15 protein-coding genes and 1 other RNA gene are annotated in these 15,867 nt (G+C 68.8%); 6 read left to right on the forward strand and 10 right to left on the reverse strand.

From position 1 onward, the window contains the following. Positions 1-53: 53 nt before the first annotated feature. Positions 54-1,073, forward strand: a complete 1,020-nt coding sequence (locus ACT009_RS12450) for a polyprenyl synthetase family protein (RefSeq protein WP_445191388.1) — start codon at positions 54-56, stop codon at positions 1,071-1,073. A 152-nt stretch (positions 1,074-1,225) separates the two neighbouring features. Here ACT009_RS12450 and ACT009_RS12455 read toward each other — a convergent pair whose 3' ends face one another. After that, positions 1,226-2,173 carry a cation diffusion facilitator family transporter gene (locus ACT009_RS12455; protein WP_445191389.1) on the reverse strand — a complete coding sequence of 316 codons (948 nt, stop codon included), beginning with the start codon at positions 2,171-2,173 and terminating at the stop codon, positions 1,226-1,228. A 270-nt stretch (positions 2,174-2,443) separates the two neighbouring features. Here ACT009_RS12455 and hrpB point away from each other — a divergent pair, with 270 nt between their 5' ends. Together hrpB and ACT009_RS12465 are read left to right on the forward strand one after the other, a co-directional pair. Beyond that, a complete protein-coding gene (hrpB, locus tag ACT009_RS12460; RefSeq protein WP_445194088.1) occupies positions 2,444-4,909 on the forward strand; it encodes an ATP-dependent helicase HrpB in 2,466 nt (821 codons plus the stop codon). A 9-nt stretch (positions 4,910-4,918) separates the two neighbouring features. Further along, positions 4,919-5,200: an ETC complex I subunit gene (locus ACT009_RS12465; RefSeq protein ID WP_445191390.1), complete on the forward strand. Its 282-nt coding sequence runs from the start codon at positions 4,919-4,921 to the stop codon at positions 5,198-5,200. A 7-nt stretch (positions 5,201-5,207) separates the two neighbouring features. Here the strand turns inward: ACT009_RS12465 and ACT009_RS12470 are convergent, their stop codons facing one another. From ACT009_RS12470 to ACT009_RS12485, 4 genes are read right to left on the reverse strand one after another with little or no spacing between them, the layout of a single operon-like run. After that, the gene (locus tag ACT009_RS12470) at positions 5,208-5,726 is read right to left on the reverse strand and encodes an NUDIX hydrolase (protein WP_445194089.1); all 519 of its coding nucleotides are present in this window, start codon (positions 5,724-5,726) and stop codon (positions 5,208-5,210) included. Beyond that, positions 5,720-6,391 (reverse strand): TPM domain-containing protein, encoded by a 672-nt coding sequence (locus ACT009_RS12475; protein ID WP_445191391.1) that lies wholly within the window; start codon positions 6,389-6,391, stop codon positions 5,720-5,722. Before ACT009_RS12475 ends, ACT009_RS12470 begins: the two co-directional genes overlap by 7 nt. Beyond that, on the reverse strand, positions 6,391-7,227 hold the full coding sequence (locus tag ACT009_RS12480) for a TPM domain-containing protein (protein WP_445191392.1): 837 nt from the start codon (positions 7,225-7,227) through the stop codon (positions 6,391-6,393). The genes ACT009_RS12475 and ACT009_RS12480 overlap by 1 nt, the downstream gene beginning before the upstream one ends. A 23-nt stretch (positions 7,228-7,250) precedes the next feature. Further along, positions 7,251-7,835, reverse strand: coding sequence for a LemA family protein (locus tag ACT009_RS12485; protein WP_445191393.1), 585 nt, complete (start codon positions 7,833-7,835; stop codon positions 7,251-7,253). A 105-nt stretch (positions 7,836-7,940) separates the two neighbouring features. Here ACT009_RS12485 and mscL point away from each other — a divergent pair, with 105 nt between their 5' ends. Next, positions 7,941-8,372 (forward strand): large conductance mechanosensitive channel protein MscL, encoded by a 432-nt coding sequence (gene mscL, locus ACT009_RS12490; RefSeq protein WP_445191394.1) that lies wholly within the window; start codon positions 7,941-7,943, stop codon positions 8,370-8,372. A 21-nt stretch (positions 8,373-8,393) separates the two neighbouring features. Here the strand turns inward: mscL and ACT009_RS12495 are convergent, their stop codons facing one another. Next, entirely contained in the window at positions 8,394-8,825 is a 432-nt protein-coding gene (locus ACT009_RS12495) for an RrF2 family transcriptional regulator (protein WP_445191395.1), read from the reverse strand. A 42-nt stretch (positions 8,826-8,867) separates the two neighbouring features. Between ACT009_RS12495 and ssrA the strand changes: the two genes are divergently transcribed. Together ssrA and ACT009_RS12505 are read left to right on the forward strand one after the other, a co-directional pair. Then, positions 8,868-9,216: a transfer-messenger RNA gene (gene ssrA / locus ACT009_RS12500) on the forward strand. A 246-nt stretch (positions 9,217-9,462) separates the two neighbouring features. After that, on the forward strand, positions 9,463-10,248 hold the full coding sequence (locus ACT009_RS12505; protein ID WP_445191396.1) for a class II aldolase/adducin family protein: 786 nt from the start codon (positions 9,463-9,465) through the stop codon (positions 10,246-10,248). An 11-nt stretch (positions 10,249-10,259) separates the two neighbouring features. Here the strand turns inward: ACT009_RS12505 and ACT009_RS12510 are convergent, their stop codons facing one another. The 4 genes from ACT009_RS12510 to truB all read right to left on the reverse strand — a co-directional run bounded on the left by ACT009_RS12510 (position 10,260) and on the right by truB (position 15,864). Continuing rightward, positions 10,260-11,885, reverse strand: a complete 1,626-nt coding sequence (locus tag ACT009_RS12510; protein ID WP_445191397.1) for a methyl-accepting chemotaxis protein — start codon at positions 11,883-11,885, stop codon at positions 10,260-10,262. A gap of 125 nt (positions 11,886-12,010) precedes the next feature. After that, positions 12,011-14,395 (reverse strand): polyribonucleotide nucleotidyltransferase, encoded by a 2,385-nt coding sequence (gene pnp / locus ACT009_RS12515; protein ID WP_445191398.1) that lies wholly within the window; start codon positions 14,393-14,395, stop codon positions 12,011-12,013. Positions 14,396-14,578: 183 nt separating this feature from the next. Further along, positions 14,579-14,848 carry a 30S ribosomal protein S15 gene (gene rpsO, locus ACT009_RS12520; protein ID WP_445191399.1) on the reverse strand — a complete coding sequence of 90 codons (270 nt, stop codon included), beginning with the start codon at positions 14,846-14,848 and terminating at the stop codon, positions 14,579-14,581. Continuing rightward, on the reverse strand, positions 14,845-15,864 hold the full coding sequence (gene truB, locus ACT009_RS12525) for a tRNA pseudouridine(55) synthase TruB (RefSeq protein WP_445191400.1): 1,020 nt from the start codon (positions 15,862-15,864) through the stop codon (positions 14,845-14,847). The genes rpsO and truB overlap by 4 nt, the downstream gene beginning before the upstream one ends. Between the last annotated feature and the right edge of the window lie 3 nt (positions 15,865-15,867).

Genomic DNA, 15,867 nt, shown 5'->3' on the forward strand with positions numbered 1-15,867 from the left:
GGGCGCGGGCAAGGCTTGCCTTTGCCCGCCTCAGACGGCACAGCGGCGGCGCGATGAGCGCCACCATCCACCGTTTCGACAGCGCTTCGGGGCGCGAGCCTTCGCTGGAGCCGATGCTCCAACTCGTCGCGGGCGATCTCAACAGCGTCAACGCGGTGATCCTCGATCGCATGCAGTCGCAGATCCCGCTGATCCCCGAACTCGCGGGTCACCTGATCGCGGGCGGCGGCAAGCGGATGCGGCCGATGCTGACGCTCGCGAGCGCGCGGCTGATCGGCTATACCGGCGCACGCCACCACCGCCTCGCGGCGGCGGTCGAATTCATCCACACCGCGACGCTGCTCCACGACGACGTCGTCGACGGATCGGACCTGCGCCGCGGCAAGCGCACCGCCAACATCATCTGGGGAAACCCCGCCAGCGTGCTGGTCGGCGATTTCCTGTTCAGCCGCAGCTTCGAACTGATGGTCGAGGACGGCAGCCTGAAGGTGCTGAAGATCCTGTCGAACGCCAGCGCGGTGATCGCGGAGGGCGAGGTGAACCAGCTCACCGCCGCGCGGCGCATCGATCTCGGCGAAGACCGCTATCTCGACATCATCAACGCCAAGACCGCGGCGTTGTTCGCCGCCGCCTGCCGGATCGCAGCGGTCGTCGCCGAGCGGCCGGAGGGCGAGGAGGCCGCGCTCGACGCCTATGGCCGCAATCTCGGCATCGCGTTCCAGCTGGTCGACGACGCGATCGACTATGTCTCGGACGCCGGCACGATGGGCAAGGACGCCGGCGACGATTTCCGCGAAGGCAAGATGACCCTGCCGGTGATCCTCGCCTACGCCCGCGGCGACGCCGAGGACCGCAAGTTCTGGAAGGACGCGATCGAAGGCCGCCGCGACAGCGACGCCGATTTCGCGCACGCGATCGACCTTGTCCGCCGCAGCCGCGCGGTCGACGATACCTTGGCGCGCGCCCGCCATTACGGCCAGCGCGCGATCGACGCGATCGGTGGCTTCGCGAACAGCAACGCCAAGGACGCGATGGTCGAGGCGGTCGAATTCGCGGTCGCGCGAGCTTACTGAGGCAAAGTCTGGCGGCCCTCAACCTTCGCTGTCACCCCGGACTTGATCCGCGGTCCCGCTAACTCGCACGACCGGAACAACGTAAGCGGGACCCCGGATCGGGTCCGGGGTGACGGGATGGGGTGCCGGTTCAGCCGCAGCACCGCCATCCGTTACTCACACCCGTCGCACGCAGCCCCCGTCTCCACCTGCAACGTCGCATGCCCGATCCCGAACCGGCGATGCAGCATCTCCCGCGCCTCGGCCAGGAACGCATCGCCCGGATGACCCGCAGGAATCACCAGATGCGCGGTGAGGACCGGCTCGGTCGTCGACATCGGCCAGATATGCAGATCGTGGCAGCGCTCGACGCCGGGCAGCGTGCGCAGCGCCATCGTCACCGCATCGTAGTCGATCCCGCGCGGCACCGCGGCCAGCGACATCTCGATCGTCTCGCGGAGCAGCGCCCAGGTCTGCATGAACACGATCCCCGCGATCGCCAGGCTGACCAGCGGATCGATCCAGCCGAAGCCGGTCCACCAGATGACCACCCCCGCGACCACCACGCCCGCCGACACCGCGGCGTCCGACGCCATGTGCAGATACGCGCCGCGAATGTTGATGTCGCCCTTGCGGCCGCGCGCGAACAGCATCGCGGTGGCGCCGTTGATCAGGATCCCGACCGCCGCCACCAGCGCAACGGTCAGCCCGGCGACCGGCGGCGGCTCCGCGAATCGCTGCCCCGCCTCCAGCACGATCGCGCCGAGCGCGACCAGCAGCAGTAGCGCGTTGGTCAGCGCCGCGAGGATCGTCGATCCCTTCAGCCCGTAGGTGAAGCGCTTCGACGGCGGCGTCCGCGCCAGCGCCGCGCCGCCCCAGGCGACCGCCAGCCCCAGCACGTCGGACAGGTTGTGCCCCGCATCGGCGAGCAGCGCGACGGATCCGGTCCACAGCCCGGCCCCCGCCTCCGCCGCGACATAGGCGATGTTCAGCCCGATCCCGATCGCGAAGGCGCGATCGAAATTGGCGGGCGCATGATGATGGCCGTGCCCGCCATGCGAATGGCCGGCGTGACCGTGATCGTCATGCGTGTGGGCGTGGTCGTGCTGGTGATCGGCCAAGTCGGTCTCCGTGAAGAGCCAGCATAGCCGAGGACCGGGCGACATCCAGTCCCCTGTATCCCCGCGAAGGCGGGGATCCAGTACTGGGCTCCCGAATTCGCGGGAGCACACGTGGCGGGGGCCTCCTCCCGTCGGCTTACGCGCCTCTGTCCTACCCCCCGGCCCCCGTGGCATAGCCGCCCCATGGCCCCACCCGCTCCCGGACCCGGCAATCCTGCAGCCACCCACGTCGACGGGCCGGCGGCTGACGCGCGGAGTGACCTTCAACTTATTCAACATTCGCCGGCCGCACTGCCTGTCCTGGCCGTGCTGCCCGCCCTGTTCGCCCATCTTCGCGCATCCCCGAACGCGGTCCTCGTCGCGCCACCGGGCGCGGGCAAGACCACCGCGGTCGCGCCGGCGTTGCTCGGCGAGCCGTGGTGCACCGGCGAGATCCTGGTGCTGTCCCCGCGCCGGCTCGCCGCACGCGCCGCGGCGGAGCGGATGGCGGCGATCGCGGGCGAGCCGGTCGGCAAGACCTTCGGCTATGCGACGCGGATGGACACGCGGCGATCCGCCGAGACGCGGGTCACCGTGATCACCGAAGGCATCTTCGTGGCGCGCATCCAGGCCGATGCAGAGCTGGTCGGCGTATCGGCGGTGTTGTTCGACGAGGTGCACGAACGCAGCCTGGACGGCGATTTCGGGTTGGCGCTCGCGGTCGATGCACAGGCGGGTTTCCGCCCCGACCTGCGGCTGGTCGCGATGTCGGCGACGCTCGACGGCGCGCGTTTCGCGGCGATGATGGGCGGCGCACCGGTGATCGAGAGCGAGGGGCGCGCACATCCGCTGACGCTTCGCCACATCGGTCGCCGTGCGGAGACGCGGATCGAGGACGAGGTCGCGAGCGCGGTGCGCCGCGCGCTGGCCGACGAGGACGGCGGCGTGCTGGTGTTCCTGCCCGGCGTCGCGGAGATCGAGCGCGTCGCCGATCGGCTGGCGGGACTGCCAGACGCCATCGCGCTCCACCTGCTCCACGGCAGCATCGATCCGCCGCTGCAACGTGCCGCGATTCAGGCCGAGCCCGATGGCCGGCGCAAGCTGGTGCTCGCCACCTCGATCGCGGAGACCAGCCTGACCATTCCCGGCATCCGCATCGTCGTCGATTCGGGGCTCGCCCGGCGACCGCGCTACGATCGCCAGGCGGGAATGACCCGGCTGGTCACCGAACGCGCGAGCCAGGCCGCGGTGACCCAGCGCGCCGGCCGGGCGGCACGGCAGGGGCCCGGCGTCGCCTACCGGCTGTGGGAGGAGGCGGCGACCGCGGGGCTGCCGCGCTTCGATCCGCCAGAGGTCCTCGAAGCCGATCTGTCGGGGCTCGTGCTGGCGGGCGCGATCTGGGGCGTCGGCGATCTCCGCGACCTGCGCTGGATCGATCCACCGCCCGCCGCCGCGATCGCCGAGGCGCGGCAGCGGCTGGAGGGGCTCGGCGCGATCGATCCGGCGGCGCGGCCGACCGATCATGGCCGCGCGATCGCGGCGATGCCGATGCCGCCGCGGCTCGCGCACATGCTGCTGTGCGCGGCCCGGCTCGGGCTCGGCGCGATCGCCGCCGAGGTCGCGGTGCTGCTGTCGGAGCGCGGCCTGGGGGGCAACGACGCGGACGTGGACGCGCGGCTGCGGCGCTGGCGCGGCGAGCGCGGCACGAAGGCGCAGGCCGCGCGACGCCTCGCGACGCGCTGGGCGGCGAGCGCTGGCGGGCCGGACCGGCGCGACGATCATGGCGAGCTTGCCGCCGGCGTGGCGATCGCGTTCGGCTTCCCCGACCGTGTCGCGCGGCGGCGCGACGTATCGGGCGAGAGCTGGGCGTCAGCGGGCGGCCGCGGCTTCCGGCTGGATCAGGCCGCCGGGCTTGCGCGGCACGAATGGCTGGCGGTGGCCGACACCCAGGGCGCGGCGTCGGGCGCGCGCATCCTGGCGGCGGCGCCGCTCGATCTCGCGACCATCGAGGAGCTGTTCGCCGACACTATCGAGCATCGCCGCATCGTCGACTTCGATCCCACGACCGGGGGCGTCGTCACCCTGCGCGAGCGGCGGCTGGGATCGTTGCGGCTATCCTCGGGCCCCGATTCGAGCGCGGATCCCGACGCGATCGCGCGTGCGTTGCTGGCGGGGGTGCGCGATCACGGCCTGGCGCTGCTGCCTTGGAACGCGACGGCGGCGACGCTGCGCAGCCGCGCCACCTATGCCGGGTACCAAATCGACGACACGACGCTGATCGACCGGCTCGACGAATGGCTGCCGGCGCTGCTCGTCGGGCGGCGGCGGCTCGACGCGATCCCGCCGGGTGCGCTCTCCGATGCGCTGCGGACGCTGATCGGCTGGGACGGCCTGCGCCAGATCGATCGGCTGGCGCCGCCCGACTTCACCAGCCCGGCCGGGAGCACCCACCCGATCGATTATGCCGCGGAAGGCGGGCCGCGGGTCGAGCTGCGGCCGCAGTCGCTGTTCGGGCTCGCCGAGCATCCCGTGATCGGCGAGGCGCGGGTGCCGCTGGTGCTGAGCCTGACCTCGCCGGCAGGTCGCCCGATCCAGACCACGCGCGACCTGCCGGGCTTCTGGGCGGGCAGCTGGGCGGCGGTCGCGCGCGAGATGCGCGGGCGCTATCCCCGGCATCCCTGGCCCGACGATCCCGCCGCGGCGACCGCGACGCTGCGCACGAAAAATGCGGATGCGCGTCGGCAGCAGAAGGGATAAAGAGCGCGCATGCCCCACGCCCGTATCTTCCAGCGTCCCAAGAACGCGATGCAATCCGGCAATCACCGGACCGCCAACTGGCAACTCGAATTCGAGCCCGCCGAAGCCAAGCACGCCGATCCGCTCACCGGCTGGGCGGGCAGCGGCGACACCCGCGACCAGCTCCGCCTCGGCTTCGCCAGCGAGGCGGAGGCGATCGCCTACTGCACGCGCGAGGGCATCGACTATACCGTGGTGCCGACGCCGCAAAAGTTGCTGAAGCTGCAGTCCTACGCGGATAATTTCCGCTAAACGGCGACTATAGCCCGGCCAGGATGCCCCCGCCGAGCACCAGCAGCATCTTCGCATCGATCGCCAGCCCCTCGTCACGCTTCCGCGCGACGAACGCGCCGACATCGCTGATCGGCACGCGGTGGACGGTGATGTTCTCGCCCTCCTCGCCGCCGCCGTCGCCGACGCGGTCGAGTCCGCGCGCGACGACCAGCGTGAAGGTCTCGGACGTCATACCGGGCGAGGAGCAGAACACGCCGTGGGCCTCGATCGAGGTAGCGCGGTAGCCGGTCTCCTCCTCCAGCTCGCGCGCCGCGGCCCTGGCGACGCTCTCGCCGGCGCTGTCGTCCCCGACCAGCCCGGCGGGCAGCTCCAGGCAGCTGCGGCCGACGGGCACGCGATATTGCTCGACCAGCAACAGGCACCCCTCACGGTCGACCGCGACGATCACCGCGGCGGCGATGTCGTTGGCGCGGGCGGCATATTCCCAGTTGCCGTCTTTGTGGACGCTGAGGAAGCGACCGGCCCACATCGTCTCGCTCATAATTCGATCACTCGGTCGGGAAGTTCATTGATGTCGTCGGCGCGGCGCGGGAAATGCTCGGCGAGCACCGCGCCGATCCGGGTTACCGCCTCGGCCATGCCGTCGCCCGGCCGGCCATCACGCACCGCCGCGATCAGCGCGATCATCGCGTCGCCCCAGATCTCCGGCGCGACGCGGGAATGGATCGCGGCATCGGCGACGATCTCGGCACGGCGTTCGGCGAGCGACAGATAGAGCAGCACGCCGGTGCGCCCGCTGGTCCGCCGCTCCGCGCTCGCCCTGAAGAGTGCGATCGCGCGGCGACGGACGCGGCGCGCCTTGGTGGTGCGCGGGGTGAGCGCGAGGCGCAACGGTCGCCAGGCGAGCAGCACCCGGACCAGCAGGAACGCGACCGTGACGAGGATCAGCGCGATGCCGAGCAGCGCGCTCGGCGGCATCGTCAGGCTCCACCGGCCGACGACCAGTTCGTAGAACGGATCCGCCGCGCCCGGCCACGCCGACAGCAGCGCGAGCACGAGCAGCATGGCGAGGATCGCCCAGTGCAGCGCAACGTCGTGATAGGCGTCCGATTCGGTCGCGACGATCGTGACGATCTCTCCCGCGGTACCGAATTCGGCCGCGGTGACCGCTGCGCCGACGGTTGCGCGGTCTGTCTCGCTGAGCAGCATCACCAATCCCCCGACGCGCCGCCGCCGCCAGCGGACCCGCCGCCGCCGCCGGTGAAGCCCCCGCCGCCCCAGCCACCGCCGCCGGACGAGTCGCCTCCGCCGCTCCACCCGCCGGCGCCACCACCGGAGCTTCGGCCGATCTCGTTGGCGATCGACCAGAGCACGATCGGCAGGTTGCCGCCGCCGCCACCACGATAGGCACGCCCGCGGCCGCGGCCGCGCAGCATCGGGATGACCACGACGGCGAGAATGACGAACCAGAAGATCAGCGAGATCGGGAAGCCCCCGCTGCCGCTACTACCCTGCGCCTGGCGGTGCGTCCGGTCGAATTCGGCGATCGCGGCGTCGGTCCGCGCCTTCGCCTCGTCCGGCGACGCGCGCAGCTGCGCGACGATCGCATCGGTGCCGGCGATCATCGCACCCGATACGTCACCGGCGTGGAGCAGCGGCATCATCTTGGTGTTGATGATCACGCTCGACAGTGCGTCGGTAAGCACCGGCTCCAGGCCATAGCCGACCTCGATCCGCGGGCCGCGCTGCCCGGTCGGCTCGTTCGGCGCGATCAACAGGATCGTGCCGTTGTTAACGTCTTTCAGGCCGACGCCCCACGACCGCAGCAGCCGGTAGCCATAATCCGAAATCGGATAACCCTGAAGGTCCGGGATCGTCGCGACGACCACCTGGCGCTTGGTGTCACGCTGCAGCGCCTCCAGCTTGGCGGTGAGATCCGCCTTCGCCTCCGGGGTGAGGACATTGGCGGCATCGACGACCAGCCCGGTGAATGGCGGGAAGGTCTGCGCCGTTGCCGCCGCCGGCGTCAGCACGGCGAGCAGCAACGACAGCCAGGCGATCAGCCGGGTCAGGCGCCGTTTCCGAAGTTGACCGTTGGTGCGACGTCGGCATTGGCGCTGGTCGCCTGGAACGGCACCTTGGGCTTGGCGCCGTAGAAGATCTTGGCGCCGACCGCGTCGGGGAAGGTGCGGATCCGGGTATTATATGCCTGCACCGCGGTGTTGTAGTCGCGGCGCGCGATGACGATGCGGTTCTCGGTCCCTTCCAGTTGGCTCATCAGCGTGGTGTAGTTGCCCTGCGACTTCAGCTCGGGATACGCCTCCTGCATGCGCTGGAGCGATAGACTGACATTGTTCTGCGCACGCTCGTACTGGCGGACCTTGGCGGGATCGCTCAGTTCCTCGGGCGACAGGGTCACCGCATTGGCGCCGGCGCGGGCTTGGGTTACCTCGACGAGGATGCTCTTTTCCTGTGCCCCGGCGGCCTTCACCGTCGCCACCAAATTGGGGATCAGATCGGCGCGGCGCTGATAGTCGTTCTGCACGTCGGCCCAGCGCGCGTTGACGGTTTCCTCCGCGGTCGGAATCGAATTGATCCCGCACCCCGCGAGCGAAACGGCCATGGCGGCGGCAGCGATGAAACGTAGCGTCATGAACACCCTCCTGGCTCTGTGCCAGCCATATAGTACACGCTCGCGGCTTGGCGAATAGCCCATCCTCGACTAGCCTGTGCGCATCATCACGATCTGGAGCCGGGCATGTTGAAAGAGTTCAAGACGTTCGTGATGCGCGGCAACGTGCTTGATCTGGCGGTCGCGGTGATCATCGGCGCGGCGTTCGGCAAGATCGTGACCTCGCTGACCGACGACGTGCTGATGCCGATCATCGGACGGATCTTCGGCGGGCTCGACTTTTCTAGCTACTTCGTCGCGCTCGGCCCGATCCCCGCGGCGCTGGCAGGATCGACCGACTACGCCGCGCTGAAGAAGGCGGGCGTGCCGCTGTTCGGCTATGGCGCCTTCATCACCGCGGCGGTCAACTTCCTGATCATCGCGTTCATCATCTTCATGATCATCCGCGCGGTGAACCGGATGGTGCCGCAGGCCGAGGCGCCGCAGGCGGCCGAGCCCGCCGACATCACGCTGCTGCGCGAGATCCGCGACGAGTTGCAGGCGCGTCCGCGGGTCTGACCGCGGGCGCGGTGCGCGTCGTCAGGCGGCGGCCAGATCCTCGCTGTTCGCGTCGGCGAGGCTGGTGCCGTCGAGGATCCGGGCGGTCTCGTCACGGACCCGGAGCATCGCGTGGCGGATCGCGCAATCCGCCTCGCTGCGGCAATCCTTGCAGGCGCGATACGCGGTGCGGCTGACGCAGGGGATGAGCGCGAGCGGCCCTTCGATCACGCGGATGATCTCGCCCAGCGAGATCAGGTGCGACGGCCGCGACAGGCGGTAACCGCCCATCTTGCCGCGATGGCTGATCAGGAAGCCCGCATCGCGCAGATCGGCGAGGATCAGTTCGAGGAACTTGCGCGGCACGTTGGCCTCGACCGCGATCCGCGTCATCGGGATCGGCGGTCCGCCTGGCGGCGCTTCGGCGAGAAACAGCATCGCACGAAGAGCGTAACGGGAACGCTGGGTCAACATGATCCGATCGCTATGGTCCTTTATTGTGGCGAGCGAAAGGCGGGGTTTGCGCGCGGCCTGGCGCTCACCTATATTGGTTGCGTCGGCGGGCTTCGGCCAACCGACTATGGCGATAAAGGATTGCGTACAATAGGCGCAGCGGACCCGGGGGCAGTACCCGGCGGCTCCACCACCGCCTCCCGGCAACGGGTGGCGATGACGGGGCCGAACCAGGATCGACGTGTGTTGAAAAGCGCTTTCTTTTGCTCGGAATGGGACCACCGTGACGGCCCATACACAAGTGCCAACGATAACGAAGCACTCGCGATTGCGGCGTAACTAAGGGCTTAACGGCCTGAAGTTACTCTAAAATAGCGCGGTTGGACCGCACCGGGCAACAGAAGCGGATTCCAGCGGTACGGGGAGCACCGGGCAACAGAAGCTCCCCACTTCGGCTGGCTCGAGCGGCGTGGCCGTATCCCATCATTTGACCGTCATCCTGGATCGCTTCTTGATATCGAGGATTGAAGTGCGGCGGGACGCACGTCTGCCACACCACCTATTTTCCACCTCGCGGTATGCTCCTTCGCCGCTCGCCGTTGAGCAGCGCTCGCGAAACGGGTATGGTCGGTCGCGAACGACATTCGGAGAGAGACTGATGGCCACCCTCGCATCGATCGACTCGAAGGGCGATACCGGCAACCGGATGGCGCCGGGCGAGTGGGAGGCGCGGGTCGATCTGGCCGCGGCGTACCGGCTGGTGGCGCTCTATGGGTGGGACGACTTGATCTTCACGCATCTGTCGGCGCGGGTGCCGGGGCCCGAGCATCATTTCCTGATCAACCCGTACGACATGATGTTCGAGGAAATCACCGCGTCGAGCCTGGTCAAGATCGACGTCCATGGCCAGCCGGTCGGCAAGGCGGATCATCCGGTCAACCCGGCCGGCTTCACGATCCATTCCGCGATCCACATGGCGCGCGACGATGCCGCGGCGGTGATGCATCTGCACACGCCGCACGGCCAGGCGGTGTCGGCGATGGCGTTCGGGCTGTTGCCGCACACCCAGACTTCGATGATCGCGGGGCACGATGTCGCCTATCACGACTATGAGGGCATCGCGACCGATCTCGAGGAGCGCGAGCGGCTGGTCGCCGACATCGGCACCAAGAATGCGATGATCCTGCGCAACCACGGCACGCTGGCGGTGGGCGAGAGCGTCGGCGCGTGCTTCCTGCGGCTCTATTTCCTGGAGCGCGCGTGCGAGGCGCAGGTGCTGATGCTGTCCGCCGGACGCGAGAACCTCAACAACCCGCCGCAGGGCGTCGATCACAAGGTCGCCAATCAATCCAACCCCAAGGGCATGGGGATGCTGGCGGAGCGGCTCGCCTGGCCGGCGCTGCTGCGCAAGCTCGACCGACTCGATCCGAGCTTCCGCGACTAGAGGAGCCTGGATCAGGCCGCCTTCAGTTGCACCACGAACCGGTCGGTCGCGGCGAGTAGTTGCTGCGCGGTCGCGGACAGGCCGGTGGCGGCATCGGCAACCGAATCGGAGAGAGTGGCGGTCTTATCCGCGACCTGCGCCACCCCGGTCATCTCGCCCGCGATTCGGTCCATCTGGTCGGCGGTGGTGCGTGCGACACGTTCGATCGCGGTGGCGGTCTGGTGATGGTGGCGGACCTCGCAGCGGATCGTCTCGGCGGCGTTCGACAACTGGTCGATCATCCCCGCGATATCGGCCAGCGCGCCGTTCGCGACCGACGCGCTGCTCTCGACCGATCCCGCGAGGACGCCGATCTCGCCCGACGCGCCGCGGGCCTGCTCCGCGAGCGAGCTGACTTCGCCGGCGACCACCCGGAACCCGCGCCCCGCATCGCCCGCCCGCGCCGCCTCGATCGTCGCATTCAGCGCGAGCAGGCTGGTGTTCGCGGCGATCTGCTGGATCGAGGTTGCAAAGCCGTGGATCATCGTGGTGCGCTCCGCGAGCGCCAGCACCGCGGCGTTGCTGGCTTCGGACGCCTGGCGCGCCTTGCCGCCGAGGCTCGCCTGTTGTTCGGCTGACCGAGCGATCGCGACCACCGAGTCGCTCAGCGACCGGATGCGCCCGGCGAGATCGGTGGCGTCGCGGGAGGACGAGGAGGTGGTGATCGCGGTCGCCTGGGTGCGACAGGTAGCGTCCTGCGCGAGGACGTTGAGCGCGCGCGCGGACCCGTCCAGCCCGGTGGAGGCGGCGCCGACCGAGCGCGCGATGTCCGCGACCGAGGCCTGGAAGGCGTCGGCGAGGCGGAGCATGACCACGCGCCGTTGTGCCTCCGCTTGGCCATCTGCGATCCGGCGCTGCTCGCGCTCGTTCGCGGCGCGTCGTTCCGCCGCGATCGTCCGCTCCATCGCCGCCTCGAGTTCGCCGCGTGCCTCGATCGCGCGGGTCGCCATGCGGTCGCTCTCGATCCGCGCGAGATGCTGGTGGGTCATGAGCGCCCGGAGCTGCGCGGTTACGTAGCAGAGCACCGCCGCCTGCAGCACGACCGCCCCGGCATGGACGAGGATCTCGGCGGTCGGCGGCGCGGCACCGGCGCCTCCCGGCAAGACACCGACGCTGACCAGGACGTGGTGCACGACCGTCAACGCCGTCGCGATCGCGATCGGACGCCAGTCGCACAGCACCACCAGGGCGGCGAGCGCCACGAACGAATAGATGCTGTCATAGGCGTTCCATCCCGCCCCTTGCAGCAGGTAGAAGGCCAGCGCCGGATGGATCACCGCGAGCGATCCGGTCAGCAGCCGCGCGGCGCGATCGTGGCGCTTGTGGAGCACCATCATGGTCGGCAGCAGATTGGCGTCGATCGAAACCGGCACGACGCCGAACGTCGCCGTATCGCCGGCGACCCAGCCGAGCGTCGCCAGCACCAGGGTGCACAGCCAGCCCGCGACGATCAGGATCCGCATGCCGCGATCGCGGAACCGATCGAGCTCGTCGAGCACCATGCCGTAGCCGGTGCCCCGCCAGATCCGCAACGCCCGGTTCCCGAGAGCGACCGCCAGCGCGGACGCGGCTGCCGTCGCCGGCCAAGAACGCAGCATCTCCATCCACCCAGTATAGGAGATGAGCGTACCGCTTCGGGTTTGCGGCCGAACTTTGCTGCCGGTCACGAAAAAGGGGCCCGGTTTCCCGAGCCCCCTTCGTATCGTCCGCCGAAGCGAAGCGATCAGTCGCGATCGCCGGTCAGGAACGCCGGGGCGAACTCGGTCGCCGGGGCGTCGTCGCCGCTGCGCTCGGGGCGCGGACCGCGATTGTCGTCGCGACCGCCACCGTCGCGGCGGGGGCCGCGGCCACCGTCGCCGTCGCGGCGTGGGCCACGACCTTCACCACGACCGCCGCCGCCTTCGCCACGCGGGCCGCGACCGCCGTCGCCGTCACGACGAGGACCGCGCGGGCCACGGTCGCCGCCTTCGCCCCGATCGCTCCTGGGTTCGCGTGCCGGACGGGTATCCTCCAGCTCGGCACCGGTTTCCTGATCGACGACGCGCATCGACAGGCGCACCTTGCCGCGCGGATCGATCTCGAGGACCTTCACCTTCACCGCCTGGCCTTCGCTCAGCGCGTCGGCGACCTTCTCGACCCGCTCGTTGCGGATCTCGGAGACGTGGACGAGACCGTCCTTGCCGCCCATGAAGTTCACGAACGCACCGAAATCGACCAGGTTGACGACCTTGCCGTCATAGACCTTGCCGACTTCCGCTTCCTCGACGAGGCCCTTGATCCACTTGATCGCGGCGTCGATCTGCGCGGTGTCGGACGACGAGACCTTGATCACGCCCTCATCATCAATGTCGACCTTGGCGCCGGTGGTGGCGACGATCTCGCGAATCACCTTGCCGCCGGTGCCGATCACTTCGCGGATCTTCGATTTGTCGATCGTGAAGGTCTCGATCCGCGGCGCGTGAGCCGACAGTTCCTCACGGGTGTGGTCGAGCGCCTTGGCCATTTCCGCCAGGATGTGCGCGCGGCCTTCCTTGGCTTGGTCGAGCGCGGCCTTCATGATCTCCTCGGTGATGCCCGCGATCTTGATGTCCATCTGCATCGTGGTGATGCCCTCGGACGTGCCGGCCACCTTGAAGTCCATGTCGCCGAGGTGATCCTCGTCGCCGAGGATGTCGGACAGCACCGCGAAGTTCTTGCCTTCGAGGATCAGGCCCATCGCGATGCCCGATACGGGGCGCTTCAGCGGCACGCCGGCATCCATCATCGACAGCGAACCGCCGCACACCGTCGCCATCGACGACGAGCCGTTCGACTCGGTGATGTCGGAGAGGACGCGGATCGTGTACGGGAAGTCTTCCTTCGCCGGCAGCACCGGGTGCAGCGCGCGCCAGGCAAGCTTGCCGTGGCCGACTTCGCGACGCCCGGGGGCGCCGAAGCGGCCGACTTCGCCGACCGAATAGGGCGGGAAGTTATAGTGGAGCATGAAGTGCTGGTACGACAGCCCGTCGAGACCGTCGATCATCTGCTCGGCGTCGCGAGTGCCGAGTGTGGTGGTGCAGATCGACTGGGTCTCGCCGCGCGTGAACAGCGCCGAGCCGTGGGTCCGCGGCAGGAAGTGCACCATCGCCTCGATCGGGCGGATCTGCGTGGTGGTGCGACCGTCGATGCGGGTGCCGTCCTTCAGGATGGCGCCGCGGACGATCTCCGCCTCCAGCTTCTTCATCAGCTTGCCGGCTGCCATCTGGTCCTGCGGGGCGGCATCGGCGAACGCCGCCTTGCCCTTGGCGCGCGCCTCGTTGAGGAGGTTCGAGCGCTTGGACTTGTCGGTCACCTTGTAGGCGGCGGCGATGTCCTTGCCGACTAGCTTCTTGAGCTTGTCCTTGGCCGCGGAAAGATCGGCCTGCGCGGCCATTTCCCACGGATCCTTGGCGGCCTGTTCGGCCAGGTCGATGATCGCGTCGGCGGCCTCGCGGCAGGCGACGTGCGCGAACTGAACCGCGCCGAGCATGACCTCTTCCGACAGCTCCTTGGCTTCGGATTCGACCATCATCACCGCGTTGTGCGTGGCGGCGACGACTAGGTCGAGATCGCCTTCCTTGATCTGCTCGCTGGTCGGGTTGAGGATGTACTCGCCACCGACATAGCCGACGCGAGCGGCGCCGATCGGGCCCATGAAGGGCACGCCCGAGATCGTCAGCGCCGCCGACGCCGCAACCATCGCGAGCATGTCGGGCTCGTTCTCGCCGTCATAGCTGAGAACCTGGCAGATCACGTTGATCTCGTTGTAGAAGCCTTCCGGGAACAGCGGTCGGATCGGGCGATCGATGAGACGGCTGGTCAGCGTTTCCTTTTCGGTCGCGCCGCGCTCGCGCTTGAAGAAGCCACCGGGGATGCGGCCCGAGGCCGAGAACTTCTCCTGATAGTGGACGGTGAGCGGGAAGAAATCCTGCCCTTCCTTGACCGTGCGCGCGGCGGTGACCGCGCAGAGCACCACGGTCTCGCCCAACGTCGCGAGAACCGCGCCATTGGCCTGACGAGCGACGCGGCCGGTCTCGAGCGTCAGGGTCTTTCCGCCCCACTCGATGCTTACCTTCTTGGTATCGAACATGTATTTTCCTTCACTCCGCACGCCAGATGCGTGCGGGGCCTATCTGCGGGCTAAGCCGGCCCGCGGCGGTTCAGGGCATTTCGTTGCCCCGCCAGTGTCGCCTTATTGCTAGCTGGCCTGTGCCTCCGCCACGAAGCGGAGGTATCCTGGATGCAGAAACGGCGCCCGAGGGCGCCGTTCGCGTTACTTGCGAAGGCCGAGCTTCGCGATCAGATCGAGATAGCGCTGGCCGTCGCGGTGACGGAGATAATCGAGCAGCGTGCGACGCTTGTTGACCATCATCAGCAGGCCACGGCGCGAATGATTGTCCTTCGCATGGCCCTTGAAATGTTCGGTCAGGTTGCGGATCCGTTCGGTTAGGATCGCGACCTGGACCTCGGGGGAACCGGTGTCGCCTTCGATGCGGCCATGTTCCTTGATGAGCGCGTCCTTGCGCTCGGCAGTGATCGTCATTCGTTTTCCTTCGACATCGCGAGATTGAAGCCGCGGACGATATGGACGTTTCCGTCCCGAACCTCGACGAGCGCGACCGGAACATCGTCCATGCACGCGAAGCGAAGGCCATCATCGACAGCGAACCCGGCCAGCACACGCCCCTGTCGGAGCGCTCCTGCCTGGTCGGGATCGAGCGCAAGAGCCGGGATGTCGTCCAGCCCCGCCCTCAATGGCAGGAGTAAATGTTCCAGGCCGCGCGCCATACCGGCTTCCGCCAATTTGTCCAGCGATATCGCCCCCGACAGGTCGAACGCACCCGCCCTGGTGCGACGGAGCATGGTAACGTGGCCGACGGTGCCGAGCGCCAGCGCGATATCCCGCGCGAGGCTGCGGATATAGGTGCCCTTGGAGACATGGGCGGTCAGGGTGACTTCCCCTAATTCCTCCCCGGCACGGGGAGGGGGACCATTCGCAGGATGGTGGAGGGGGGTCTCCACGGGCGTCACTGCCTGGGGAGCGCCCCCTCCACCATTCGCTGGCGCGAACGGTCCCCCTCCCCGTACCGGGGAGGAGTATAGCGCGTGGATCGTCACGTCGCGGCTGGCGAGCACGACGACCTCGCCGGCGCGTGCGAGGTCGTAGGCGCGCTTGCCGTCGACCTTCAGCGCCGAATAGTTCGGCGGCACCTGCGCGATCGGGCCGGTGAAGCGCGGCAGCACCGCCTCGACCTGCGCGAGGGTCGGGCGGACGTCGCTGAGCGCGATGTCCGCGCCTTCCAGATCGAGCGTGTCGGTCTGCACCCCGAAGCGGATCGTGAATTCATACACCTTGTCGCTGTCGAGCATCCGCCCGGCGAGCTTGGTCGCCTCACCGATCGCGATCGGCAGCACGCCGGTCGCGAGCGGATCGAGCGTGCCGCCATGGCCGACCTTGGCCTTGGCATAGCCGCCCTGGCGCAGCGCGCGCTTGACCGCCGAGACGCCCTGGGTCGAGCCGAGTCCGAGCGGCTTGTCGAGGATCAGCCAGCCGTGCATCGC

It is taken from the genome of Sphingomonas sp. Tas61C01, assembly GCF_052567495.1.

Bases quoted from the DNA above. Each gene is read 5' to 3' on its own strand.
- ACT009_RS12450 (WP_445191388.1), top strand. From the start codon at position 54: ATGAGCGCCACCATCCACCGTTTCGACAGCGCTTCGGGGCGCGAGCCT.
- ACT009_RS12465 (WP_445191390.1), top strand. From the start codon at position 4,919: ATGCCCCACGCCCGTATCTTCCAGCGTCCCAAGAACGCGATGCAATCC.
- ACT009_RS12475 (WP_445191391.1), bottom strand. From the start codon at position 6,391: ATGCTGCTCAGCGAGACAGACCGCGCAACCGTCGGCGCAGCGGTCACC.
- ACT009_RS12485 (WP_445191393.1), bottom strand. From the start codon at position 7,835: ATGACGCTACGTTTCATCGCTGCCGCCGCCATGGCCGTTTCGCTCGCG.
- mscL (WP_445191394.1), top strand. From the start codon at position 7,941: ATGTTGAAAGAGTTCAAGACGTTCGTGATGCGCGGCAACGTGCTTGAT.
- ACT009_RS12495 (WP_445191395.1), bottom strand. From the start codon at position 8,825: ATGTTGACCCAGCGTTCCCGTTACGCTCTTCGTGCGATGCTGTTTCTC.
- ACT009_RS12505 (WP_445191396.1), top strand. From the start codon at position 9,463: ATGGCCACCCTCGCATCGATCGACTCGAAGGGCGATACCGGCAACCGG.
- ACT009_RS12510 (WP_445191397.1), bottom strand. From the start codon at position 11,885: ATGCTGCGTTCTTGGCCGGCGACGGCAGCCGCGTCCGCGCTGGCGGTC.
- pnp (WP_445191398.1), bottom strand. From the start codon at position 14,395: ATGTTCGATACCAAGAAGGTAAGCATCGAGTGGGGCGGAAAGACCCTG.
- rpsO (WP_445191399.1), bottom strand. From the start codon at position 14,848: ATGACGATCACTGCCGAGCGCAAGGACGCGCTCATCAAGGAACATGGC.
- truB (WP_445191400.1), bottom strand. From the start codon at position 15,864: ATGCACGGCTGGCTGATCCTCGACAAGCCGCTCGGACTCGGCTCGACC.